This is a genomic window from Actinokineospora auranticolor (assembly GCF_002934265.1).
In the GTDB taxonomy this organism is placed as follows: domain Bacteria; phylum Actinomycetota; class Actinomycetes; order Mycobacteriales; family Pseudonocardiaceae; genus Actinokineospora; species Actinokineospora auranticolor.
Genome location: NZ_PTIX01000034.1, coordinates 13979 through 38682, shown reverse-complemented (window position 1 = coordinate 38682; position 24704 = coordinate 13979). Strand labels below are relative to the sequence as shown.

Here is a 24704-nt window from a genome sequence, read left to right as displayed (position 1 = left end):
ACGGCTGCCTGTAAACCCGGCCGGGTCAATGCGCGACCCGGCCGGGTGGAGTCGCGGGCCGGGGTGACGACGCGGCGGCGGCGCTCCGGTAGGCCGGTCAGTGGGCGCGGTCCGCCCGGGCGCGCCCGCCGAGGTGAGAGGACCGACATGACCCAGGTCGACAGCCGCCCGTCCGCGCTGCGCGGGGACGTGTTCACCGACGACATCGCCATCCCCAGCCAGGAGGTGTGGAGCACCTACCCGCCCACACCGCCCACCCCCGACCAGCTCAAGCTCAAACGGACCGGGTTGACCCCGGCCGAGCGCGCCGCCGCGCTGGACCGGCTCGCCGCCTACGTCGAGTACAAGCGCGACCACCTGCTCGGCTACCAGATCAACTCCGACATGAACGGCTACGCCGAGGACCTGTCGCGGTTCCTGCGCACGCACATCAACAACATCGGCGACCCGTTCCAGGACGGCGGCCTCAAGGTCAACAGCAAGGTGGTCGAGCAGGCGGTGCTCGACTACTTCGCCGAGCTGTGGCACGGCAAGCCGTACGTGCAGGCCGACAAGGAGTCCTGCTGGGGCTACTCGCTGAGCATGGGCTCCACCGAGGGCAACATGTACGCGCTGTGGAACGCGCGCGACTACCTCTCCGGCAGGCGGCTGCTGGGGGAGGAGGAGTCCGACCAGGCGGGCGCGCTGACCTACGCCAGCCCGCAGGACGCCACCGCCGACAACCGCGCGTACCAGCCGGTGGTCTTCTACTCCGAGGACACGCACTACTCGTTCAACAAGGCCGTGCGGGTGCTCAGCCTGCCGACCTTCGGCGAGCTGGGCCGCGACCTCTACAAGAACGAGTGCCCGATCAACAACGGCGTCTGGCCGGACGAGGTCCCGTCGGCGCTGCCCGAGACGAGCAACCCCGACGAGCGGTACTCGACCTTCGGTCCGGGCTCGATCGATGTGGACAAGCTCGTCGTGCTCGTCGACTTCTTCGCCCGCAAGGGACACCCGATCATCGTCAGCCTCAACTTCGGCAGCACCTTCAAGGGCGCCTACGACCCGGTGCGCGAGGTCAGCGACCGGCTGCTGCCCATCTTCCACGCCAACGGGTTGATCGACCGCGAGATCCACTACGGCCACGGCCGCCGCACCGACCACCGCCGCGGCTTCTGGATCCACGTGGACGGCGCGCTCGGCGCGGGCTACGTGCCGTTCCTGGCCAAGGCGGCGAAGGAGGCCAAGTACGGGTACAACCCGGACGCGCCGGTCCCGGAGTTCGACTTCGGCCTGCGGTCGCGGCACGTGCCCGAGCACGGCGAGCCGGTGGAACTGGACATGGTCGCCTCGATCGTGGTCAGCGGGCACAAGTGGATGGGCGCGCCGGTGCCGTGCGGCATCTTCGCGACCAAGGTCAAGTACCAGATGCAGCCACCGAGCAAACCGGACTACATCGGCTCCCTCGACACCACGTTCGCGGGCTCCCGCAACGGGTTCTCGCCGATCGTCATCTGGGACCACATCGCCAAGAACCCCGACGACCGGCAGATCACCCAGGCCACGCACGCGCAGCGGATGTCGGCCTACCTGGTGGACCGGCTGGTGCAGGTGGAGCAGTACCGCAAGGCCAAGTTCAACGAGGACAGCCTGTTCATCGACCGCACCCCGCTGGCCATCACGGTCCGCTTCCGGCGGCCCGGCGCGCGGCTGGTCGCCAAGTGGTCGTTGTCCACGGTGAGCCTGCGGATGCGGCCGAACGACGACAGCAGCATCCGGCACATCGCGCACGTGTTCCTGATGCCGTCCACCACCCAGGAACAGATCGACGCGTTCACCGCCGACCTGTACGCCTATGACGCGTTCGACCCGATCGAACCGCAGTCCGCGCTGTCCCGCGCGACCGCCGTGCTGGCCGAAACGCCCTTCGTCGACCGCGGCTTCGCCTGAGCGCGCGTGGCCCGGCCGCGCGCGGCCGGGCCACGTCGACGATTCCCGGTCGACGGGTCTCGCGCGCGGACAATCGCGGCCCCCTGCGAGGTGAACCACACAGCACGCGGGCCCGCTCGATTCCGGCAATCGAGCGGGCTCGGGTGTTCGGTGAATTGTTGCCGTTGTCCAGACCATTAACCTCGGCTGGAGTGGTCCGTGCCCCAATCAATCGGCCCGCGCCGCAGGTTCGCCATCGCCCGGGCCGCTATCGTCACCGCCAGGAACACCGCGACGTCGGCCATGTAGGCCTGCCGGTCGCGCAGCAACCCGACGACCGTGCGCACCCCGGTCGGGGGGCCCGCCGCGCGGACCAGCCGCGCGTTCCCGCTGTGCACGCGCTGCCGCCTGCGCACCAGGCTGCCCAGGTCCCGGGGCGCCCGCACGGTCACCACGGCCTCGGGTACCACCACCCGCCGCTCGATCGACGCGCTCACGTGGCCGTCGTCGCTGATCAGGTCTCCCGGCAGGGGGAACAGGCGGTCGTGCGCGCGGGCGTCCAGCACGTACACGCCCCGCCCGGCGCTGGACCGGTGGACGGCGGGCAGCCGCTGCCACACGGCGTAGTAGCGCCGCACCGCCCAGGACGCCCCGGTTAGGTCGATCCGAGCAGCGGGCACGGCCGCCTCGAACTCCGGCCGGGCCGCCGCGGCGGCCAGCGCGTCGAGCGCGCGTCCGCCGAGTTCGACGTCGGCGTCCAGGTACGCGCGCGGGAACCCGGTGCAGCGGGCGTCCCCGGCGTTGAGCGCGGCCGCTTTCCCGGCGGTTCCCAGAACCACCACGTCGGGCGCGCTCGAATGCGCGCGCGCCACTTCCGCGGTTCGGTCGGCGCACCCGTTGGCCACCACCACGACTTTGCCCACCGCGGTCGATTCCGCGAGCCGGTCCAGGCAGGCGCTGATACCGGCTTCCTCGTTGTGCGCGGGCACAACGACATCCATGCTCATCCCCCTTGCGCGATGCCGCAAACATTCTCTTAATCGCCGCGCGGCCGGTCGCGTTACCGAATTCGCCGAGCGGTCACGCCGACTTCGTGGACTCGTTCCCCGGGACCGTTGGGCCATTCGAATGAAAAGTCCCTGGACGTTCCGGGCGTTCGGGGACAAACAATCCGCGCGAGTGCGCGCACCGCGCGCACCGGCCGCGACTTCTTTGGTGCCAACGGGCAGCGAAAACGCGACAGAGCTACACTCCGTCGGTTGTCGGTCGCTTCCTCAACGCGGCAAACAATCCAAGAGGAAAATAACAACCAATGTCGGTCAGTGGTTGTCCTCGTTGCCATTACCAGCGGCGTCGTCGGCGCCGATCGCGGAACCGCGGACCCGGACGACGAACAGCGCGATGCCCGCGAGCAGGAAGACGCCGCCCGCGAGGTACCAGCGGTTGCGGTTGGCCCAGGAGTCGTCCGCGGACCCGGCCTCGCCGCGCAGCCGCGCCGAGTGCGACGCGCACACCAGCGGCGGCGCCTCGTCCGCGGTGCGCGCGCAGGCCACCGTCGCCGCCCTCGGCTGGCCCGCGTCGGATTCGAGCACGGTCATGGTGGAGTGGATGACCGTCTCGCCCGCGGGCTCGATGTCGACCTGCCAGCTCACCCCGGACCCGGCCGCGGTGCCCGCCGGTTCGGCGGTGTCGAAGCGCAGCCCGGCGGGCACGCTCTGGGTGAGCCGCAGGTCGGTGACGTCGACGGTGCCGAGGTTGCGCAGCCGCAGGGTGTAGGTCATCCGGTCGCCCGCCGCGGCGTCGGCGCGCGCGTTGTCCACGGAGATGCTCAGCACCGGCGCCGCGGCCACGTTCGCCTCCCCCTCGCCCGCCACGGGCGGGGACGCGAGGAGTGCGGCGGAGAGGAAGGCGGTGGCGATCACGTCGTCTCCTAGCTCGCGGACTGGTCCGCGGCCGGACACCGGTGCCGGGCGGATGGGGTCGTGATCAGCGCCCGCCGCGCCGATCGCGGCACGCTCCGGGCGCGGCCCCACCCTACGGATCACGGTGGGAAATGCCCGGTCGAGCCACCCGATCGTGTGGTCGCCGCCGGTCGGTTTCCCTGTGGCAGTACCGGTCTTGACCTATGCGCCTATATGGGGTTATCTATAGGGGTACACGAACGAGAGGGGTTGGCGATGCCGAAGATCAACGTCTACCTGCCCGACGACCTGGCCGAGGCCGTCAAGGAGTCCGGGGTGCCGGTGTCCGCGGTGTGCCAGCGGGCGCTGGAGCAGTCGGTGAAGCGCGTGACCGCGATCCGCGCCACGGTGCTGGGGGAGCTGGCGTCGGGGGACCCGACGGAGCGGTTGACGCAGTTCACCCAGCGGGCCAGGGAGGTCATCCGGCTGGCCGTGGACCGGGCCCGCGCCGACGGCGCCGCGCAGGTCGGCACCGAGCACCTGCTGCACGCCCTGCTGGTCGAGGGCACCAACCTGGCCCTGCACGTGCTGCGCGCGGTCGAGGTCGACCCGACCGCCATCACCGTCCCGCTGTCCACTGGGGACGGGCGGGCGGACCGCTTCGGCGGCCAGGCGGCCAACGCGCTGGAGCTGGCCGTCACCGAGGCCGTGAGCCTGGGGCACAACTACATCGGCTGCGAACACCTCCTGCTCGGCCTGCTCGGTGAACCGGACGGCGCGGGAGGTCAGACCCTGCGCGCCGCGGGCGCCGACCCGCGCGCGGTCCGCGCCGCCGTCGTCGCGGCCCTGGCGGGGTACGTGCACCTGCGGGCCCAGACCGGCGCGACCGACCCCGCGGCAGCTATGGCCGCCGCCCTGCGCAAGGAACTCGCCCCCATCCTCGACCGCCTGACGCGGCTGGAGGAGAGCGCGGGCCTGGCCGGGGCCTGACCACCCCGGGGAACGCGCGCTCCACTGTTGTCGCCGTGGGAAAACCGGCCGCGTTCGGCACCGGTTGGTGCGGCAGGCATGACCCGAACGGGTGACTCAGGCCACATCGCTCCCCCTTCGGTGTGGCGCGGGTGGGGGTGGGGTACCTGCACGGTGGGATCAGACCGACGCCGAGAGGGGACCGTCCAATGTGGATCGCGCTCACCATGCCGTTCGTGCTGATGCTCGGCGCCGTGGCGATGCAACGCCTGGAGCCGACGCCGTTGGCGCCCGTGACGAGCGACGATCCGTTGCAGCACGCGGAAGTCTGAGGCGCCACCGCGACGTCGGACCGCCGGGCCCGACTCGCCCGGACAGCCCAGGTCAGTCCCTTGTGGACAACCGTCACCCGGGCTGTTCCGGTGAATCGGCCGCCACACCCCTTCCCCACCCACCGACCCGGCTGCTTCCCTGTCGTCCGCCAGCACCCCCGACGACATGAACCCGCCATCATCTGGCCGGTCATCGCCGCCGCTGTCGACCATGCCTTGACGCGCTTGGCCGCGTTGCCGAAACGACCGAGTACGAGGCCGTTGGGGCGCCTTGCCTGCCACACCGTGGACGAGCCCCGACCACTAGAACAGCGGCGCGATCACCGTGAGGTCCAGCCCGTCGGCGCGGGCCAGGTAGGTGGTCGGGCGCGGCGGCCCCGCCGGGGAGCCGGGCCAGTCGGTCGTGGCGAGCAGCGCCGCCGTCGCCGGTTGGGCTCTGGGGGCGGTGAGGTCGCCTGCCGCCGCCAGCGCCGCGGCGAGGTGGACGCCGTCGTAGCAACCCTCGGCGTAGGCGTCGAGCACGGGAGCCCGGGGTCCGAAGAGCGCGCGGTGCCGCTCCGCCAGCGCGACGCGGCGCTCGTCGCCCTGGCCCGCGAACGACCGCATGGCCGCGTACAGCTCACCCGTGTCGTCCCCGCCCGCGGCCAGCAGGCCGTTCTCCTCCAGGGACCCCGACAGCCGCACCACCCTGGCGGCCAGCGGCGACTCGGCGAAGACCCGGTTGAACGCCACCAGGTCGCGGCCGACCAGGCTGAGCAGGATCGCGTCCGCGTGCGCGCGGCCGATGGCGTCGACCAGCTCCTCCGCGGCCACCCCCGACCCGGGGAACGGCACCAAGCGCTCTGTCACGACCTCCGCGCCCAGCCCCCGCACGATCCCGCCCGCGACCCGGTGCACGGCGCGCGGCCAGATGTAGTCGCTGCCGACCAGCGCCCACCGCCGCAGGCCCCGGTGGTTCACCAGCCAGCGCACCGCCGGGGCGAGTTGCCTGCCGGGGCTGTCGCCGAGCAGCACCACCCCCGCGCGCCGGGTGCCGCCCTCGTGCGGCGGCGTGAAGATGTACGGGACGCGGTCGCCGAGCGCGGTCTCCAGCGCGCGGTGCACGTCGCTGGTGTGGAAGCCGACGAAGGCGTCGACCGCCGTCTCGACGGCCTCGCACGCCACCTCGGCGGGCGCGCGACCCGCGTCGACCAGCACCAGTTCGACCGGCCGACCCGCCACCCCACCCGCGGTGTTGACCTCGGTCGCGGCCAGCGCGGCGGCCATCAACCCGGACGGCCCGGTCAGCCCGAGCGCGCCGGAGAGCGGCAGCAGCAGCCCGAGCCGCAGCACGGCCGGGTCCGGCCCGCCCACGGCGACCGCCACCCGGTCCCGCACAACCGCGCGCACAACCGAGGTGGGGTCCATGACCGGACAGTATGCTCGCCGTGTCGTCCACGGCGGAAGGCTCATCATGGCTGGTCAACGCGATACCCGCGTGCCCGACCTGGTCGATCTGCTGACCAGGGCGCAGCGGGCGCTGGCCCGGGACCTGGGCACCCGCCTGGAGGAGGAAGGCGCCTCCGTCGACCAGTGGCGCGTCCTGCGCGCACTGGTCACCGCCCCCGACGGCCGCTCGATGGGCGAGCTGGCCGTGGCCGTGGAGATCCCCCACCCCACCCTGACCCGCCTGGTCGACGGCCTGGTCGACGCGGCGCTCCTGTTCCGCGGCCACTCCCCCCAAGACCGGCGCCGGGTGTCGGTGCACATCTCGGAGCTGGGCCGCACCAAGCTGGACCGCCTGGAAGCCCTCGCCGCCGCCCACGAGCACAGCGTCGCCGAACGCCTCAGCCACCAGGCCGTCGACGAGTTGTCCGCCCTGCTGCGATCCCTGGAGGGCTAGCCCCGCGGGCGCTGCGATCCCCGGCTCGCGCCCGGCCCCGGCGGCCGGTCCGCGCACGATCACGGCGTCGCCGCACGGCCCAACCACCGGGCACCTTCGAGCCGCTCGTCCACGAACTCGCGGGCCGGGTCTCCAACCAGGCGTTCGGCCGTTGCCCACCCATTCCCCGGAAACCGCAGCAGAACCCCAGCCCCCACTCAGCGCGACATGTCCCCGCCGCAGCTCCAGGCCGTTCTGTTCCTCTCCGGACCGCCCCCTCAACCGCCGCAGAAGCCCAACCCGCCACTCGGCGCAACGTGTTCCCGCCACCCGGTCCGAGCTGTTCCGTTCCTCCCCGGACCCACCCCTCAACCGCCGCTTGAGCCCAAGCCCCCCAGAACGCAACGCGGCCCTGCCACACGCCTTGATTGGGTGGACTTGCTTTGCGTGGGGGGACGGGCCTGCCAAGCTCGCCTGCGGGTGGGGTGGGCTTGCCCCTCCCACCGCTTTTCCCCACCGCAGGTTCGTAGGGGCCCCGCGCAAAGCAAGTTCGCCCAATCGAGGCCGCGCATCTTTTCCGCGAACAGCCGGACAAACCCAACGCGCACAGCCCACCCACGCCCACACGCCCAGCAGCCCACCGCAGGCTCGTAAGGCCCCACGCAAAGCAAGTTCACCCGATCAAGGCCACACAGCTCTCCGCGAACAGCCAGACCGATCACCCCAGCCACCGCCCCAAGCAGCACCCTGACACGACTCGGCGAGGCTCGACGTCGCCGAACGCCCCAGTCGCCAGACCACGCCAACCTGCGCCCCGGGAGAGCTAGCCCCGCAGACGCACCGGCAGCGTCTCCACCCGCGCTCCCTGAATCGTCCCCGGCATGACCTGCCGCAGCTCGGACCCCGGAACCAGCAACCGCGCATCGGGATAGTCCGCGCGCAGAACCTCCACCAACACCGTCAGCTCCAACTGCGCCAAATGCACCCCCAAGCAGTAGTGATGCCCCGCGCCGAACGTGAGGTCGCGGGCGGTGGTCTCGTTGATGCCGTCCGTGTGCGCCAGGATCGGGGCCCCGGCGGGCACCCGGACCCCACCCAGATCCACCTCCGCCGTCGTGAACCGCCACAGGCCGAACGGCGCGGCCGGGTGGTCGCGCAGAACCCCTCGGACGAACTCGGCGGCGGGCTCATCGGTCGGGGCGCTCAAGTGCCGGGCCACGACGAACCCCACCGACCGGTCGGTGGTGATCTGACCCGCGACGAGCATGGCCAGCACGTAGTAGGTGACCTCGTCGTCCGGGGTATCGTCCGGCATGCGCTGCCGCAGCTGCTGGGCGATCCCCGGTCCCTCGGCCGTCCCCGCCACCGCCAGCAGCCGCCGGATCGCGTCGCCCTGGTCGAGTCCGAGTTGCCCGCAGGCCGCCTTGGCCTCGTCGACCTTCGAGCGCGGCACGCCGAGCAGGTCGAGGACCACCGTCAGCGGGAACCGCACGCTGAAGTCCGCGACCAGGTCCGCCTCGTCCGCTAAGGCCGCCAGCAGCTCGCGCGCCACGGACCGGATGTGGTCGGTGTACTCCTGGATGCGCGCGGCGGTGAACATCGGCGCGTGCGCCCGGCGGGCCTCGGCGTGCGCGGGCCCGTCCAGCGTGGTCAGCGACGGGTGGTCCGCCGCCGTCGGCTCCAGGCCCGCGCCGACCCGGTCCCAGGCCGTGGGCGCGCTGCCCGGGTCCTTGACCACACCGGGGTGCACGAGCAACTCTCTAGCCACCGAGTCCTCGGTGACGACCCACACCCGGCCGCCCGCCGGGGCGTCGACCTGCACCACTGGCCCGGCCGCGCGCAACACCCGGCGCAGCGGGCTCGGCTCCTCCAGGCCGCGCACGGATGCCGCGGTCAGGTCGACGTCACCCAGGTATGGAGCTTCCCGCATAACCCCTCCTGCATGGTGAAGTAGCTTCACTGTGAAGCTATCGAGTCCGGGGGGTAGGTTGTCAACACCCAACCGCGCTCGACGGAAACGAGATCCGGTGACCCACTCGCACCAGCCCGCCGGCCGCGGCGAGCACGCAAACCGCGTACTGGAGGGGTTCCGCGCGTTCGGCGCGGACTACGGCGAGTTCGCCAACAGCTTCGCCGCGTGGCTCGGCCTGCACTCGACCGACGCGACCGCGCTCGTCGAGATCTTCTACGCCGAGGACAAGGGCGACCCGCTCACGCCGACCCGGCTCAGCGAGCGCGTCTCGCTGACCACCGGCGCGACCGCGAACCTGCTCAACCGGCTGGAGCGGCTCGGCTACGTCGTGCGCACCCGGGAGAACGCCGACCGCCGCGTGGTGACCCTGCGGACCAACCCCGCCATGGCGCACCCGGCCAAGGTGTTCTTCGGCCCGTTCGTCGACCGGGTGCAGGCGCTGGTCGACGAGTACCCCGCCGAGCAGGTCGCCCAGTTCGAGGAGTTCCTGTTCAAGATGAGCGCCACGCTGACCGCGGTGCTCGCCGAGGGGCCACCCGAGCCGGTCCCGCCGACCGTGTGACCTGCGCGGACACCGGTTCGCGGACGACTATTTCCAAATGGAAGGAATCTGTCTACGCTTCGCCGCACACGCGCACCGCGTCGGCGAGGAGGGTCCATGAGCGAACAGGCCGGGTTGGCGCAGTACGGCTACACCCAGGAGTTGCGTCGATCGCTGGGTTTCCGCGACCTGGTGGTCTACGGGCTGGTGTTCATGGTCCCGATCGCGCCGTTCGGCATCTTCGGCACCGTGTTCTCCGGCTCCGGCGGCATGGTCGCGCTGGCCTACGCCATCGGCATGCTGGCGATGCTGTTCACCGCCAACTCCTACGCCCAGATGTCGCGCGCGTTCCCGATGGCGGGCTCGGTCTACACCTACGCCGGGCGCGGCATCGCGTCACCGGTCGGGTTCCTGTCCGGCTGGATGATCCTGCTCGACTACGTGCTGGTGCCGAGCCTGCTCTACCTGATCGCGGGCATCGCGATGAACTCGCTGCTGCCCGCGATCCCGGTGTGGTTGTGGCTGGTCGTGTTCGTGCTGCTCAACACCGCGGTCAACTTCTTCGGCATCGAGATGACCGCGAAGGTCAACCGGGTCATGCTGGTCGGCCAGTTGATCATCCTGGCGATCTTCCTGGTGATCGGCGTCGTGGCGCTGGCGCAGGGCAAGGGCCGCGGCTTCGACCTCACCCCGATCTTCGACAGCGGCACGTTCTCCTGGCCGCTGATCTTCGGCGCGGTGTCCATCGCGGTGCTCAGCTTCCTCGGCTTCGACGGGATCTCCACGCTGGCGGAGGAGAACCGCGAGTCGGCCAAGGCGATCGGCCGCTCGATGATCGCCGCGCTGCTGCTGACCGGCGTGCTGTTCATCGTGCAGACCTGGGTCGCCGCGCTCCTCGTGCCGGACCCGGCCGCCCTGATCGCCAACGGCGACGCGGCGGGCACCTCGTTCTACGACGCGGCCCGGGTCGCGGGCGGCGGCTGGCTGGCCACGCTGACCGCCGCGGCGACCGCGGTGTCGTGGGGTTTCGCGAACTCGCTGGTGGCCCAGGCCGCGACGTCCCGCCTGCTGTTCGCGATGGCGCGCGACCGGCAGCTGCCGAAGTTCCTGGCCAAGGTGCACCCGACCCGGCGCGTGCCGGTGAACGCGACCCTGCTGGTGGCGGCGGTGTCGCTGGGGTTCGGGCTGTACATGCAGTCGCGCGACGACGGGGTCTCGCTGCTGAGCTCGCTGGTCAACTTCGGTGCCATGACGGCGTTCCTGGTGTTGCACGTGTCGGTCGTCGTGCACTACGTGGTGCGCAACCGCAGTAAGGACTGGTGGAAGCATCTGATCGCGCCGGTCATCGGGTTCGGCATCCTGGCGTACGTGGTGATCAACGCGCAGGTGGCCGCGCAGACCACCGGGTTCGTGTGGCTGGGCATCGGGGTTGTCGTCCTAATCGGACTTTTGGTGACCGGACGTCGTCCGGAGCTGTCCGGGATCGCGGGGGAGTCGAAGTGAGGGTCGTCCGTCTGGAATCCGAGCCCGCGTACGCGTTCGGCGGTCGCGCGCCCGCCATGACCGTGGCACCGGGTACGGTTGTCGAACTATCCACAGAGGACTGCTTCGGTGGCGCCGTGCGCGGGATCGATGACCTGCCGAGCCAGGTCTGCACCTTCCCCTACCTCAACCCGGTCACCGGCCCCATCGCCGTCGAAGGCGCCGAACCCGGTGACACCGTCGCCGTGCACTTCGTCGACATCCGCCCGACCCGCGACTGGGCCATCTCCACGACCTTCCCCCACTTCGGCGCCCTGACGGCCACCCACACCACGGCCATGCTCCACGACGCCCTCCCCGAACGGGTCTGGCGCTACGACGTCGACGCGGAGCGCGGTATCTGCCGCTTCAACGCCCGCGACTCCGACCTGTCGATCGAACTCCCCCTGGACCCCATGCACGGCACCGTGGGCGTCGCCCCGGCGGCCCACGAGGTGATCATGAGCATCACCCCGGGCGCCCACGGCGGCAACATGGACACCCCGGAAATGCGCGCGGGCACCACGGCCTACTTCGGCGTCAACGTCCCCGGCGCCCTCATCTCCCTGGGCGACGGCCACTGCCGCCAAGGCGAGGGCGAGGTCTGCGGCACCGCGGTCGAAGCGGCCATGTCCACGGTCATCGTCGTCGACCTGATCAAGGGCGTGTCCACCCCCTGGCCCCGCCTGGAATCCGACACCCACCTCATGTCCACCGGCACCGCGCGTCCCCTGGAGGACGCCTTCCGCATCAGCCAGCACGACCTGGTGACCTGGACAGCCGACCTCCTGTCCCTGGACGCCCTGGACGCGTACCAGTTCGTCAGCCAGGCGGGCCTCGCGCCTGCGGGCAACGTCGTGGACACCAACTACACGATGCTCGCCAAGCTCCCCAAGCGGTACCTCGCCGAAACCCGCGCCTACGAGGACGTCCACACCCGCCTCCGCACCACCGCGACGCACTACCTGAACCAACGCTGAGCCGGGAGAGGCGGGGTCCGCGCAGGGTGACCCCGCCTCACCCACCCGCTCGGCCCAACGCGAAGCGGGCACTTGCCGACTCGGTGGGCGAAGCGCCGTTTTCCCCTCGGTGGCACAGCCCGATCGTGCGATGGATTTCCGGCACCGGGACCGGTCATGATCTCCCCAAGCCAGTTGCGGATTGTGGTCTGGAGGCGAGTGGATGTTCGGGGTCGATCGGCGCGCCCTGCGCCCGAGCCGCGGTCGCTACTGCAGGACCTTCGCCAGCGCCCTGCCGCCCGCCCGGTACCACCGGCCGACCCGCATGGGGCCGCAGCCGCTGAGGTCGACCTCGACGACGACGCGGTCGGGGCCGTACTGGAAGACCAGGTCGAACTGGGAGCCCCCCATGGCGGTGCAGGCATCGGGCCACGGGGCGGGCAGGTCGTTGATGGTCTTGACGAGTTCGGCGGTCTTCTCCCGGACCTCTCGGGCGGGCATCGTGTGCTCCGCCCGGGTGGCGCAGATCCACACCGTGTCCGGGGGCGTCGCCGGGAGCAGCGGGCCGGGTGGGCCGACTTGGTCGCGCCCGAAGTCCGGCTCCGGCGGAAAAGGAGCGCGCGGCGGCGGGCAGCCGACGCCCGGGGTCGGGATGGCCGGGTCGCCCGGGGCCGCCCCGGCGGGCTCGTCGCCCGCCCCGGCGATCACCAGGGCCGTGACCGCCACGACGGCCGTCGCCGCTGTCGCGAGCCACAGCTCGCGTTGTCGGCCACCGGCCACGGCAGGCTCCTTGTGTTGTCCCGCCACCACGGTAGCGCGATCACACCCCGCTCAGCGGCAGCCAGACCTGGAACCTGGTGTCGCCCGGCGCCGACTCCACCTTGATGTCCCCGTGGTGCTTGTTCACCACGATCCGCCACGAGATGTCGAGCCCCAGGCCCGTGCCCTCGCCGACCGGCTTGGTGGTGAAGAACGGTTCGAAGATCCGTTCCCGCACCTCCGCCGGGATGCCCTCGCCGGTGTCGCCGATCTCCACGACCAGGTCCCGCTCACCGTTGCGGAATGTCCGCACGGTCAGCGTGCCGTCGCCGTCCATCGCGGAGACCGCGTTGTCGATGAGGTTGGTCCAGACCTGGTTCAGCTCGGCGGCGTAAGCCGAGATCCGGGGCAGGCCGCGGTCGTAGTCCCTGACCACGCGCACCCGGTCGCCGATCTTGCCGCCCAGCATGACCAGCGTGGAGTCCAGCAGCTCGTGCACGTCGACGACCTGGAACGGGGCCCGGTCCATCTGCGAGTACTGCTTGGCCGCGCCGACCAGCGTCGACACCCGCGTGGTCGCGTCGGCGATCTCGTTCATCAGCATCTCGGTCTCGACCGTGTACGCCAGCCAGCGGATGGCCGGGTCGGCGACCGGCGACGGGCACTCGGCCACCGCCGTGGACAGCCACTCCACGTCCAAGCCGCCGCCGACCAGCACCGGCGCCAGCAGCCACGGGTCGGAGATGCCCCGGTCCTCCAGCCAGTCGCTGAGCTCGTCCTCGGCGTCGCTGGTCTCCAGCGCGCCCAGTTCCGGCGCCTTGGCGACCCGCTCCACCGCCGCTTCCTGGAGCTTGACCAGCGCGGGCAGCGCGGTCGGGTCGATGGCGCCGCCCGCCAGCATGGCCAGCTTGTGCCGCATGCCCGCCACCCGCTCGCGCAGCGCGGCCGTGGCCCGCACCGCCGCGGCGGCCGGGTTGTTCAGCTCGTGCGTCAGCCCGGCGGACAGCGATCCCAGCGCCACCAGCCGTTCCCGGTGCGCGACGACGGCCTGGCTGTTGCGCATGCCCCAGAGCAGGCCCTCCAGCAGGTGCATCGCCATCGGGAACCACTCGCGCATCACCGCGCCGAACTCGGTGGCGGGCAGCTGGGCGAGTCGCACGTCGGTGACCGCGCGGACCGTCATCTGGTAGGTGTGCCGCTCCTCGATCTCCAGGTATGCCTGCGTGGCACCGAAGTACGCGCCGCGCGTGTCGCTGCGGGAGATCTCCGGCTGGTCGCCGCCGATGGTGCGGTGCAGCGAGACCGTGCCGTCGAGCAGCAGGTAGAAGCAGGTAGCCGGGGCGCCCTCGGTGAGGATCTCCTCGCCCGCGGCGAAAGTCGTGGTCTCGACGTGTTCGGCCAGCCAACCGATCCGGTCGTCGTCGAGGCTCTCGAACAGGAACAGGGTGCGCAGCTCGTCGGGGGTCACAGCTTCTCCAGGTACCGGTGGACCAGGCTGACTGCCATGGCGCCCTCGCCGACCGCGGACGCCACGCGCTTGACCGACTCGGCCCGCACGTCGCCCGCGACGAAGACGCCGGGCACGGAGGTTTCCAGGTGATACGGGTCGCGGTCGGGATACCCCGCGGGGCGGCGGCCCCCGATCACCAGATCGGGTCCGGCGAGCACGAAACCCCGCCCGTCGCGGGAAAGCGTGCCGTCGAGCCAGTCGGTGCGCGGCGCGGCGCCGATGAACACGAACAGCCACGACGCGGGCACGACCTCGGACGCCCCGGTGCGGTTGTCGCGGATGGTGATGGTCTCGAGGTGGTCGGTGCCGTCGCCGCCGGTGACCTCGACGCAGGTGCGCACCTCGATCGCGTCGACGGCCTCGATCTGGTCGATGAGGTAGCGCGACATGGACCGGTCGAGGGAGTCGCCGCGCACCAGCATGACGACGCGGCGGGCGTGCCTGGCGAAGTACATCGCGGCCTGACCGGCGGAGTTGGCGCCGCCGACGATGTAGACGTCCTGGCCGACGCAGCTCGGGCCCTCGGTGGTGGCGGCGCCGTAGAAGACGCCGCGGCCGGTGAGGTCGGGCAGGCCGGGGGCGTCGAGGAGGCGGTAGGAGACGCCGGTGGCCAGGATGACGGTGTGCGCGGCGAGCTCGGTGCCGTCGGCGAACCGGACGACCCGGGCCGATCCGCGCGGTTCCAGCCCGACGACCTGGCGCGTGGTCAGCATCTCGACCGCGAACTTGGCCGCCTGCCTGCGCGCCCGCTCGGTGAGCTGCTCGCCGGAGACGCCGTCGGGGAAGCCGAGGTAGTTCTCGATGCGGCTGCTGGTCCCGGCCTGGCCGCCGGTCGCCATGCGCTCGACGAGCACCGTGCGCAGGCCCTCGGACCCGCCGTAGACCGCGGCGCCGAGGCCCGCGGGTCCGCCGCCGACGACGATGAGGTCGTAGAAGTCGGTGGAGGGGGTGGTCGACAGCCCGACCCGCGCGGCCAGCTCGCCGTCGGACGGCTCGACCAGCGCGTCGCCTTCCTCGGTGACGACCACGGGGAGCCGCGTGCCGTCCTCGCCCGCCGCGGTGAGCAGGCGGTCGCCCTCCGGGTCCTCGCCGAGCGCGTGCCAGCGGTAGGGGACGGAGTTGCGGGCGAGAAAGTCCCGTACAGCGTACGACCTGGCGGACCACCGGTGACCGACGACCCGGATCTGCCGGACGGGCCCGCGGTCGGCGGCGGACCAGGAGGTCAGCAGGTCGTCCAGCACCGGGTAGAACTTCTCCTCCGGCGGATCCCACGGCTTGAGCAGGTAGTGGTCGAGGTCGACGACGTTGATCGCCTGGATCGCCGCGTCGGTGTCGGCGTAGGCGGTGAGCAGCACCCGGCGCGCGGCGGGGAACAGGTCCATGGCCTGCTCCAGGAACTCGATGCCGCTCATCCTCGGCATCCGGTAGTCCGCCAACAAGGCGGCGACGTCCTCACCCCGGAGCTTGATCTCCCGCAACGCCTCCAACGCCTGAGCCCCGGACTCGGCCCGCACCACCCGGTACTGCTCCCCGTACTTCCGCCGCAGGTCCCGGGCGATGGCCCGCGACACGCTGGGGTCGTCGTCCACGGTCAGGATCGAAGGCCGCGCCACCCGAGGCCCCTCGGTCGTCGTCATGGGGCCAGTCAATCACCCGGGCGGACGACCCGGAAACCACCTCATCCCCAACGGGTGCACCAGCGGCGTTGTTTCGTCCTTTGTGGATGAAATCGGTGAGCTGGCTCGCTGGTTCGACAACACTGGGTGATACCCGGCAACTATTGGTTGATGAGACCGGGATCACCGACCGAGCGACGTGTCGCATCGGTTCTTGTGGACCGGTCCAACTGTCGCTTGAGAACAGTCGGGCCGTTCGGTTGAGCCAATTCCGGCATTGGTCGGTGGGCTGGTCGAGGCTATCCGGTCGGACATTCCCCGTCCTGTCAGGTACGCCCGGCCGGGTTGGGTTGTTCCGCTCGGATGGGGTACGCGAGTGAGCGAGTTTGTGGGAGTATCAGTTGGCATTAGCGCGATCGAGCAGCCGCCGCGCACATTTCGTTGGCGGTTGTTTCCGCGCGCGTGCGCACGCTCGTGCGGTGTCGCGTAACGCGGACAACCGCGACACCGATGCGGGGGAGGGCGAGATGTGCCGGCAGGACCGGGTCGGCCTGTCCCCAGGAGCCTCGACGAGCGGTCGGTGCGCGCGGACGGCGAACTCGGAGGGGGCACGATGAGCGACCGCCCGGAACGAGTGCTGACCAAGCCCGAGTTGCTGCGCGCGATCGGGCACCAGCTCAGGACCGCGAGGGAAAACCTGGGGTGGTCCAGACAACAATTGGTCGCGAAGCTGGAGACCGGGGTGCACGCGCAAACGGTGGCCACCTACGAACTCGCGATCAGGCAGTGCTCCATCGGCCGGTTCGTCGCCATCTGCGAAGCGCTGGGTTTGAACGCCCCGTACGTCCTCGAGACCGCCATTCGGTTGGCGGAGGCCGACCCGCATCACATGGTGTGCGCGGTCGACCTCCGCGCGGTCGTCCGGGATCGCGACCCCGCCTTGGAACCAATGCGCCGTTGGGCGCGTACCCAGTTGACGCGGGATCCGGATTCACCGGTGGTGCAACTGGAACCGAAGCTCGTGGCCGAACTCGCGATGTTCTGTGGACTTTCCCAGGCGGACCTCTTCAACCGGATCACCGGTCGTTCCGCCGCGCGGGAACTCGACCAGCCCTGAGCCGTCCTCAGCGGACTGCCGTCGACTCAGAAGTGGCTCCACCAGGCGACCGAGGTGGGGACGGGCTGTTCCTTGGCGGTGAAGGTGCACGTCACCACAGCGAACGCGAGGATCAGGGCCGCGAACAAAGTCGCGCCACCCAGTTTTCGGTACAAGAAATCCGCCTTCTCAGACAGTGCGAACGCGTCGCGACCGGGGTTGTCCATCCTCCGGGCGTCGCATAGACGCGCCGGTGACGCGGGCTATGGTGCCGCCCTCGATGGGGTGAGTCAACCCATGGTTATGCTGTAGGCGGTTTTTGGTGCACTACTAGGTGTGAGAATTGCTCGTATAGTGCTGTTGATCAGCGACGAAAAGCGAATAAATCGCCGATTGTAGAAAGATAATATCTCGATCGAGTGAAGTGTGTGGCGGATTGTCGCGGGATTGGCGGCATCACTTCAGTGGTTGAGTGCGCTCCGGCCACTCGATCGGCGTCCCTCTTGTGGTGGTATTGAGTTCGGAGGGTAGCGTCGAGAGTTTGGTGTTAACGGCCTGCCGCCGCGCCGGATCGCTCATGGACTTGTACAGCGCGGACGCCTCCGACCAGGCCGTTCTCGCCTCATTCGGTCTGTCCAGGTCGGCGACAGCGTCCCCGAGGGCCTCGAGACACCGCGCGAGCAAGGGGGCGTGCCGGATCTGTCCCGCCAGCGCGATGGCCTGCCGCGCGTGCTGTTCCGCGTGGCGCGCCGCGCCCCGCGCGCGCTCGACCTCGGACAGGGCCAGCCGGATCTCCACGATCGCGGGTGCGTCGTGGGCCGATTCGGCGGTCCGCAGCGCGGTGGTGGTGTAGGCGACCGCGTCGTTGTGCTCGCCTCGAACGGCCCAGACCGCGCCGATACCCGCGAGAACCCGCGCCTGGGCCGATTCGTCCCGTGCCTCCAAGGCGTGGTGCTGCGCCTCGCGGAGGTGGAGCAGCGCTTCGTCCAACCTCCCCGTCGCGCACAGCGCCACGCCGAGTTGTTGGTGCGTCCAGCGCTTGGCCTCGGTGTTGCCGCTCGCACGAGCGAGGTCCAGGCTCCGCCGCAGGAGGGGGACAGCCTCTGCGGGCGAGCCGAGCAACAGTGCCAACCGGCCCAACTGGAAGTGGATCACACCGCGGGCGCGGTGATCTTCCGCTCGGTCCGCGTACTCGAGCGCACGGTGCAGGCAGTGACGCGCGTCGGTGAACTGCCCACGGGCCATGTAGGTCAGGCCCAGGTCATTGGCCGACGACGCCTCCGCCTCGTGGTCCCCACCCGCACGTGCCGCGGCGACCGCTGTCTCGAGGGCGGCCCTGGCGTCCTCGCTGTAGCCGTGTCGCTCGAGGTACGTGCGCACCGCGTGGGGCAGTCGCCAGGCGTAGTCGTGGTTGGCCGTTTTGACCGCGAGGGCGATGGCCGACGTCAGGTTCGTGTGCTCGTCGCGGAACCATGCCCGGGCGGTGTGCGGTTCGGTGAACCCCACGGGGGAGATCTGTGGTGCCGGGTCCAGCGGCGGTCCCGTCGCGTGGTCGGGGTACAGGGTTTCGTGGGCGGCGGTGGCGGAGGTCAGGTAGAAGCTGAGCACGCGACGTTCAGCGGCTCGGCGGTCGGGCGGGGACTCATCGGTGTGCGCGAGGGTGTGGGCGCATTCCTTGAGCAGGTCGTGCAGGCGGTAGCGGTCGGGTGCTTCGGTGCGTTCGAGCAGGTGGGCGCCGACCAGAGCGGAGAGGTGGTCGCGGGTTTCGACCTCGGGGCGACCGGAACAGGACGCCGCCGCGGCGATCGCGAACTCGCGTCCGGGGTGCAAGCCGAGCAAGCGGAACAGTCGTTGTGGACCTTGTGGCAACCTGCGGCAGGTCGCGGAGAAGGCGGTCTGGGGCGAGAGGTCGCCGTCGGCGGTGAGTCCGAGTTCGAGCAGGATCCGCGCGGGATCGCGTTGTGTGCTGGAGCGCAGATGGCGGTAGTCTGCGATGTGGTGCGCGGCAACGGTGAGGACCAGGGGCAGGCCGCCACAGAAGCGCACAAGCTCCTCGCACAGGTCGCCGTACATCCGTGTCTCGCTGCCGAGGTGCACTGCCAACAGTCGCGAACACTCCGCCGTGGACATCGGGTTGATGGTGATCCTCTTGGCGCCGTAAGAGGCGCACAGCGTGGTCAACGTCTGCCTGCTGGTCACCACGACCAAGCCGTCCGCCAGCAGGGGCAGCAGTCGCTGGACGTGTTCGGAGTTGCGTGCGTTGTCGAGTACCACCAATGTGCGGCGGTTCGCGAGCGTTCGCCGCAGGGCCACCTCGCGGGAACGCGGTGTGGCCGAGAGGACCGGCTCCTCGCCGAGACCCGCGAGGAGTTCGTCCACAACGGACGCGTGGGTCAGTGCGGGCTCCGAGTCCGCGGCGAAGCCGTTGAGGTCGACGAACAGGTCACCGTCCGGGAACCGCGCGCGCCATCGGCGTCCCCAGTGGACCGCCAGGGTTGTCTTCCCCACGCCGCCCATACCTTCCAGCACGACCACGCCGGGTATCGGGTTGCCGTCGTGGTCGAAGGCGGCGGCATCGAGTGCCGCCAGCTCCTGTGCGCGGCCGATGAAGTCGCGGATGCCGTGCCGGAGCTGCCGGATCGGGAAACCGGTCGCTCCGTACGCGACAGCGGCGGTACCGCTTTCCTTCGCGATGAGGCTGTTCTGGTGCTGCCGCAGGTGGTCGGCTGCTTGGTGCTCACCCGCCTGCCGGAGCGCGCGGTGGAGGTCGAGGTAGTACTCAGCGGCCTCCTCGTTCCGGTTGAGGGCTTGTAGGGCGGTGAGGCGGAGTTTGTGGAAGGTCAGGTTGTCCGGACTGTCGGACTGGAGGTCGTCGAGGAGGGGGAGGGTCTCGCCCGCCCGACCGAGTTCGACCAAGGCGCCGAGCCGAGCCGCGTGGGTCGGGGTGAGTTCGTTGCGCTCGAAGGCTGTGCGCCAGGCGTCGGCTTTGCGGGAGTGCAGGTCCTCCAAGGGCCTGCCGCGGACCAGGGCCAGCGCGGCCTCGGCGAGGCGGATGGCCTCGGCTGGATCGCTTTCGCGGGATCGTTGAGCGGCGGTCGACAGGTCGCGGAACTGGAAGTAGTCGATTGCCCCCCGCGTGGTGTCCAGCAGGTACGCGCCTGACTTGGCCTGCAAGTGGGCGTGGATCGGCAGCCGTTCGAGGCGGGTGCGGATCTGGGTGGCGTACTTGTGCAGGGCACCGTCCGGTTTGCGGGGGCGGTCGTCGTCGCCCCAGATCCAGTCCAGCAGGGTGGCCACGGGCACCTTGCGGTTGGGGTGCAGCAGCATCGTGGTCAGCAGCGCCCGGGGTTTGGGGTAGCTCCACCTCGCCTCGAGGACTCCGTCCAGGCGTAGGGCGGTGGGGCCGAGGATGCCGAATGCCGCTTCCACCAGCTTCACCTCTCGACCGGTCCCCCCGGACACCGTTGGTTTGGAGCAGCGAAATGCGCTGGGCGCCGGGAGGAAGTGTAGTGACTGTGTCTTGGCGCACACACTGAAAGGCAAGTGAAAGTCAGCCGCTTGGACGAACGAAATCCGGGTGGTTCGAGCGCGCTTCCCACGTTCGGCCTACGCCGTTGGTTCCGCGTTGTCAGCCTTTTGACGCAGGTGTGGTGCAGGAAACGAGAGTTCGGCTCAGGACGCTGGTTAGCGCCGGTCTGCGGCATAACAAAGTGCGGAGGCGACAATGGCAACGCAGAGTTGGATTCGCGGCCCGATGGGTTTGGGGGCCGAGCGGCGGATTACCCGGTGCGGCGCCCGCCGGGTGTTGGTGATGGTCCCGACGATGACCGCCGGGAACCGGTTGCTCGACCTGCTCCCGGTGCTCGACGGCGACCACCGCGTGCAGGTCGTGTTCACCGTCCCGCGCGAGGACGACACCACGTGGCACGGGGTGGACCGGTTCGTCGCGGGGCTCGGGGGACTGGTCGTGCCGTGGGGGCAAGCGGTGCGGCACGAGTGGGACGCGGTGCTCGGCGCCAGCCACCGGGGGATCGCGCAGGTGCACGGGAAGCTGCTCCTGCTCCCGCACGGCGTCGGGGCGGTCAAGTCGCGTCGGCACAGCAGGAAGGGTGGGCAGGTGAGTCGGGAGACGACCGGGGTCGACCGGGAGTTGCTGACCTATCGCGGCCGTTTGCTGCCTGCCGCGTTGGCCATTCCCACAGTGGCCGAGATGGGATTGTTGCGGCGTAGATGCCCAGAGGCTGTGGGTGTCTCGTTTTTGTCAGGAGATGTGTGTTTCGACAGCCTGCGCGCCGGTGTGGAGTTCCGCGACCGATATCGCTCGGCGCTCGGTGTCGAGTCCGGGGAAGAGTTGGTGTTGGTCAGTTCGACCTGGTCGCCCAATTCGCTGTTCGGGCGGTGTCCGACCCTCTACGATCGTTTGCTCGCCGAGCTTTCCGGTACCGGGACAAAGGTGGCCACCGTATTGCATCCCAACATCTGGGCGGTGCACGGCGAATGGCAGATCCGTTCCTGGTTGGCCGGGGCGGTCGCAGGCGGGCTGCTGGTCGTACCCCCGGAGCGCGGCTGGCAAGCCGCCACCGTCGCCGCCGACGCGGTGGTTGGCGACCACGGCTCGACCACGACCTACGCCGCCGCGCTCGGCAAGCGGGTGTGCCTGGCCACCTGGCCCGAGGGGCACCTGCGGCCCGAAAGCCCGGCCGCCGCGCTGCGCCGCGCGGTGCCGCTGCTCGACCTCGACCGGTCCCTGCGCGACCAGCTCGCGCACGTGCCGCCGGTGGCCGCCTCCCGTGTGGTGCGCACGGTTTCCGGTGTGCCCGGTGGAGCGCACGCGCGGTTCCGCAAGGTGCTCTACCGGTTGCTCGACCTGCCGGAGCCCGCTTGGCCCGCGGCCACGCCGATCCCGTTGTCCCCCAGGGTGTCGTGATGACCGTGATCACGTTGACCCGCCTCGCGGAAGGGGTGCACATCGCCCGGTGGTCCACATCGGCCCTGGGTGTGGGTGACGCCTTGGTCGTCCGCACCTGGGCCGCGGCCGAATGGCGCGGCATCGCCGATGTCCTGGTCGGCGCGGGCGAGGACGCGATCCGCCAGGCCGTCGCGGCTTATGTGTCTGATTTGGGCATTCGAGTGAGCCGTGCGCGCACCTCGTCGACTCGCGGGTCTTGGAGCTGTTCGTAGAGGTGCGCGGCGCGTGCCCAGGAAGCGGCGGCGGTGGTCGGATCCTCCGCCGCCGCTGCCACGTCGCCGTGGTGGACGAGGATCTCCGCTTCGTACTGCGGGGATTCGAGTTCCTGGATCGAGGTCAGGCACTCCGCCAGGATGCGGCGGGCTTCCTCGGTGTCACCTGCTCCCAAATGGACGGTGGCCAGCAGTGTCATCGCCTTCGCGTACTGCGCCTGGTCGCCGAGTTCGGCCATGGCCGCGGCCGCCGCGGTCAGCTCCTCGACGGCCCGCTCCGGCCGGTCGAGCCGGGAGTGCAACTCGCCGAGGCGCCTGCGGGCCAGTGCGACGCCCCGGACCCGCCCCAACCGCTCGTGCACGGCCCGCGCGCGCTCGAAGTACCCGACCGCCGCGTCGAGATCCCCGGTCTCCCGGGCGATCCGCCCCAGCTGGGACAGCGCGGTCGCCTCCGTCGGACCGTCGCCCGTCGCCTCGGCCAGGCGCACCACCGCGTGGCTGTGCGCCTCCGCCTCCGCGTAGGAACCCGTCTTGGCGTAGGCGAAACCGGCCTGGGTGTGCAGTCTGGCCTCGGCGAGGCGTTCGCCGAGGCGGTGTGCGGCGGCGATTCCCTTGAGCTGCATGTCGATCCACTCGCCGTAGCGGCGGGTGTGCAGGAAGTGGCCCCACTGCGCCTCGCACAGCTGCCACACCAGCTCGTCCCAGTGGTGGCGGGCGGCGGTGTTGACCGCGGCGCGCAGGTTGTCGCGTTCGGCACCCATCCAGGCCATCGCCGACGCGCGGTCGGGGAAGGGGTCGCCCGGTCGCAGGTAGCCCGGTCCCAGGTGTTCGCGCAGGGGGTGGATCACCAGGTCGGCGGCCACCGCGCGGCCCAGGTACCACTCGACCATGCCCCGCTCCTCGCGGTCGGCCGCCGCGGTGTGCCTGGCGTGCAGGCGGATCAGGTCGTGCAGGGCGAAGCGCTCTTCGGTCGGCTCCGCGACCATGTTGGCCTCCACCAGGTCGTCCAGCGCGTCGGCGACCCGGTCGGGTTGCCACCCCAGCGCGCCCGCGACGGCGGGTACGGTGAACTCCCGGCCCGGGTGCCAGGCGCAGCACCGGTAGACCTCGACCGCGTCGCCGTCCAACTCGTCGCGGGCGTGGTCGAGCACCACGGCGACGGAGGTCTCCGCGTCCAGCTCCAGCCCGCGCAAGCGGACCCGCTCGTCGCGCAGCTCCCGCACCTCCCGCGACAGGGTCCGACGACCGCGCGCGGCCAGGCGGGCGCCGACCACCGCCAGTGCCAGCGGCAGCCCGCCGCACAGCCGGGTCAGCTCCTCGGCCGCTTCCGGCTCGGAGGAGACCCGGTCGACGCCGAGCACGGAACCCAGCAGCCGCAGCGCCCCGTCCGGTGGCAGCGGTTCGACCGGCAACCAGCGCGCGCCGTCGAGGGCCAGGCCCGAGAGCCGCGACCGGCTGGTCACCAGGACCACCGAGCCCGCGCCGGTGGGCAGCAGCGCGCGGACCTGGGTGGCGCTGAGCGCGTTGTCCAGCAGGATCAGCAGCCGCAGGCCCGCGGTCACCGAGCGGAACAGGGCGGCGCGGCGGGCGGGCTCGACGGGGATCTTCTCGGCGGGCACCGACAGCGACAGCAGGAACCACTCCTGCGCGTCGGCGGCCGACACCGGGCCGCCGGTCGCGTCGGTCAGCTCGGCGACCAGCTGGCCGTCGGGGAACCGGTCGCGCGCCGAGCGCGCCCAGCCCGCGGCGAGCGTGGACTTGCCGACCCCGCCCATTCCGGTCAGCACGACCAGCGCGGTCCCGCCTGCGGTCAGCGCGTCGAGCTCGACCAGCTCGGCCTCGCGGCCCGCGAAGACCGCGGGCACCGGCGGCAGCTGGTACGGGATGCCGAGGTCGGCCTGCTCGGCGTGGAAGTTGATCGCGCCGACGGTGCCCGCCTGCACCACCTGCCCGGACACCTGGCCGGGGACCGCGTTGTGCACCGCGGATCCACGGTCGTCCACACGGCCACCCCCGCTCGTGTCGGCTACCCCCGTTCCTAGTCGCTTTCCGGGGCCCCGGCATATACACCGGGCCCGGATTCCACCCGGTTGTCGCAGGCAGGCGCTTCGCGGGCGCGCCGCACTGGTCCGGACCAACGCTTCGGTTGTCCAGCATTTGTCCGGAATTTTCCAGTGCTTGTACCCGATGGTGAACTTCCCCTCAAGTGGCCGATCGGGATATGATCGGTACGTGCTCGACCTGAATCAGGTCGAGCGGGGGGAAGGTATGGAGGCGAGTGGTCGTGGTTGAAATGGGGTGTGGAGTAGGCATGGAGGAGCGGTCGTGGTTGACGATGGTTGGCGCAAGCGGATCGTAGGATGTCGGTCTCGTGACCTGCGAGGACCGGCCTGGTCGTCGCGGAGGTCACGAAACGACCAGGCCGGTGCTCGTCATTCTTCGCTTGCTCCATAAATACAACTGCTCGTGGTTCGACCAGTGGATCGCCAGCCGGGGGGCTGGCTTTTTTGTTGCGCGAAAACGCCCGTGAGCTGTGATTTCCGGGGGGCTCCGGTTCTTGTGGAGTGTCCACCGG

Annotated in this window: 19 protein-coding genes; 9 read left to right on the top strand and 10 right to left on the bottom strand. The window is 70.7% G+C overall.

Features of this window, described 5'->3' with window-relative positions:
* Window positions 1–147 precede the first annotated feature (147 nt).
* The gene (locus tag CLV40_RS34170) at window positions 148–1932 is read left to right on the top strand and encodes a PLP-dependent aminotransferase family protein (protein WP_104483164.1); all 1785 of its coding nucleotides are present in this window, start codon (window positions 148–150) and stop codon (window positions 1930–1932) included.
* 176 nt (window positions 1933–2108) lie between these two features.
* On the opposite strand, the gene CLV40_RS34165 is transcribed toward CLV40_RS34170, so the two are convergent.
* Together CLV40_RS34165 and CLV40_RS34160 are read right to left on the bottom strand one after the other, a co-directional pair.
* The gene (locus CLV40_RS34165; RefSeq protein ID WP_181043920.1) at window positions 2109–2912 is read right to left on the bottom strand and encodes a glycosyltransferase family 2 protein; all 804 of its coding nucleotides are present in this window, start codon (window positions 2910–2912) and stop codon (window positions 2109–2111) included.
* Window positions 2913–3230: 318 nt separating this feature from the next.
* Window positions 3231–3833 carry a DUF11 domain-containing protein gene (locus CLV40_RS34160; RefSeq protein ID WP_104483162.1) on the bottom strand — a complete coding sequence of 201 codons (603 nt, stop codon included), beginning with the start codon at window positions 3831–3833 and terminating at the stop codon, window positions 3231–3233.
* 255 nt (window positions 3834–4088) lie between these two features.
* On the opposite strand from CLV40_RS34160, the gene CLV40_RS34155 reads away from it, so the two are divergent.
* Window positions 4089–4802 (top strand): Clp protease N-terminal domain-containing protein, encoded by a 714-nt coding sequence (locus CLV40_RS34155; protein ID WP_104483161.1) that lies wholly within the window; start codon window positions 4089–4091, stop codon window positions 4800–4802.
* Between the two features lie 188 nt (window positions 4803–4990).
* Window positions 4991–5113 (top strand): hypothetical protein, encoded by a 123-nt coding sequence (locus tag CLV40_RS40465; RefSeq protein ID WP_281261700.1) that lies wholly within the window; start codon window positions 4991–4993, stop codon window positions 5111–5113.
* Between the two features lie 303 nt (window positions 5114–5416).
* On the opposite strand, the gene CLV40_RS34150 is transcribed toward CLV40_RS40465, so the two are convergent.
* On the bottom strand, window positions 5417–6520 hold the full coding sequence (locus CLV40_RS34150) for an ABC transporter substrate-binding protein (protein ID WP_104483160.1): 1104 nt from the start codon (window positions 6518–6520) through the stop codon (window positions 5417–5419).
* On the opposite strand from CLV40_RS34150, the gene CLV40_RS34145 reads away from it, so the two are divergent.
* Window positions 6519–6995 carry a MarR family winged helix-turn-helix transcriptional regulator gene (locus tag CLV40_RS34145; RefSeq protein WP_245931756.1) on the top strand — a complete coding sequence of 159 codons (477 nt, stop codon included), beginning with the start codon at window positions 6519–6521 and terminating at the stop codon, window positions 6993–6995. The genes CLV40_RS34150 and CLV40_RS34145 overlap by 2 nt on opposite strands.
* Window positions 6996–7797: 802 nt before the next feature.
* On the opposite strand, the gene CLV40_RS34140 is transcribed toward CLV40_RS34145, so the two are convergent.
* Window positions 7798–8904: a cytochrome P450 family protein gene (locus CLV40_RS34140; RefSeq protein WP_104483158.1), complete on the bottom strand. Its 1107-nt coding sequence runs from the start codon at window positions 8902–8904 to the stop codon at window positions 7798–7800.
* Between the two features lie 97 nt (window positions 8905–9001).
* On the opposite strand from CLV40_RS34140, the gene CLV40_RS34135 reads away from it, so the two are divergent.
* From CLV40_RS34135 to CLV40_RS34125, 3 genes are all read left to right on the top strand, one after another.
* Window positions 9002–9508, top strand: coding sequence for a MarR family winged helix-turn-helix transcriptional regulator (locus tag CLV40_RS34135; RefSeq protein WP_104483157.1), 507 nt, complete (start codon window positions 9002–9004; stop codon window positions 9506–9508).
* A 96-nt stretch (window positions 9509–9604) separates the two neighbouring features.
* On the top strand, window positions 9605–10990 hold the full coding sequence (locus CLV40_RS34130) for an APC family permease (RefSeq protein ID WP_104483156.1): 1386 nt from the start codon (window positions 9605–9607) through the stop codon (window positions 10988–10990).
* Window positions 10987–11988 carry an acetamidase/formamidase family protein gene (locus CLV40_RS34125; protein WP_245931755.1) on the top strand — a complete coding sequence of 334 codons (1002 nt, stop codon included), beginning with the start codon at window positions 10987–10989 and terminating at the stop codon, window positions 11986–11988. The genes CLV40_RS34130 and CLV40_RS34125 overlap by 4 nt, the downstream gene beginning before the upstream one ends.
* Before the next feature lie 246 nt (window positions 11989–12234).
* Here CLV40_RS34125 and CLV40_RS34120 read toward each other — a convergent pair whose 3' ends face one another.
* From CLV40_RS34120 to CLV40_RS34110, 3 genes are read right to left on the bottom strand one after another with little or no spacing between them, the layout of a single operon-like run.
* Entirely contained in the window at window positions 12235–12747 is a 513-nt protein-coding gene (locus CLV40_RS34120) for a hypothetical protein (RefSeq protein WP_104483155.1), read from the bottom strand.
* Between the two features lie 40 nt (window positions 12748–12787).
* Entirely contained in the window at window positions 12788–14194 is a 1407-nt protein-coding gene (locus CLV40_RS34115) for a sensor histidine kinase (protein WP_104483154.1), read from the bottom strand.
* Window positions 14191–15849, bottom strand: a complete 1659-nt coding sequence (locus tag CLV40_RS34110; RefSeq protein ID WP_219824195.1) for an FAD-dependent oxidoreductase — start codon at window positions 15847–15849, stop codon at window positions 14191–14193. The genes CLV40_RS34115 and CLV40_RS34110 overlap by 4 nt, the downstream gene beginning before the upstream one ends.
* A gap of 655 nt (window positions 15850–16504) precedes the next feature.
* On the opposite strand from CLV40_RS34110, the gene CLV40_RS34105 reads away from it, so the two are divergent.
* Window positions 16505–16969 (top strand): helix-turn-helix domain-containing protein, encoded by a 465-nt coding sequence (locus CLV40_RS34105; protein WP_245931754.1) that lies wholly within the window; start codon window positions 16505–16507, stop codon window positions 16967–16969.
* Window positions 16970–16995: 26 nt separating this feature from the next.
* Here CLV40_RS34105 and CLV40_RS40460 read toward each other — a convergent pair whose 3' ends face one another.
* A complete protein-coding gene (locus CLV40_RS40460) occupies window positions 16996–17124 on the bottom strand; it encodes a hypothetical protein (RefSeq protein WP_281261699.1) in 129 nt (42 codons plus the stop codon).
* A 280-nt stretch (window positions 17125–17404) separates the two neighbouring features.
* The gene (locus CLV40_RS34095; protein ID WP_146108377.1) at window positions 17405–20377 is read right to left on the bottom strand and encodes an AfsR/SARP family transcriptional regulator; all 2973 of its coding nucleotides are present in this window, start codon (window positions 20375–20377) and stop codon (window positions 17405–17407) included.
* 394 nt (window positions 20378–20771) lie between these two features.
* On the opposite strand from CLV40_RS34095, the gene CLV40_RS34090 reads away from it, so the two are divergent.
* Entirely contained in the window at window positions 20772–21875 is a 1104-nt protein-coding gene (locus tag CLV40_RS34090; RefSeq protein WP_245931753.1) for a hypothetical protein, read from the top strand.
* A 178-nt stretch (window positions 21876–22053) separates the two neighbouring features.
* On the opposite strand, the gene CLV40_RS34085 is transcribed toward CLV40_RS34090, so the two are convergent.
* Window positions 22054–24132 (bottom strand): tetratricopeptide repeat protein, encoded by a 2079-nt coding sequence (locus tag CLV40_RS34085; RefSeq protein WP_104483149.1) that lies wholly within the window; start codon window positions 24130–24132, stop codon window positions 22054–22056.
* Window positions 24133–24704 lie beyond the last annotated feature (572 nt).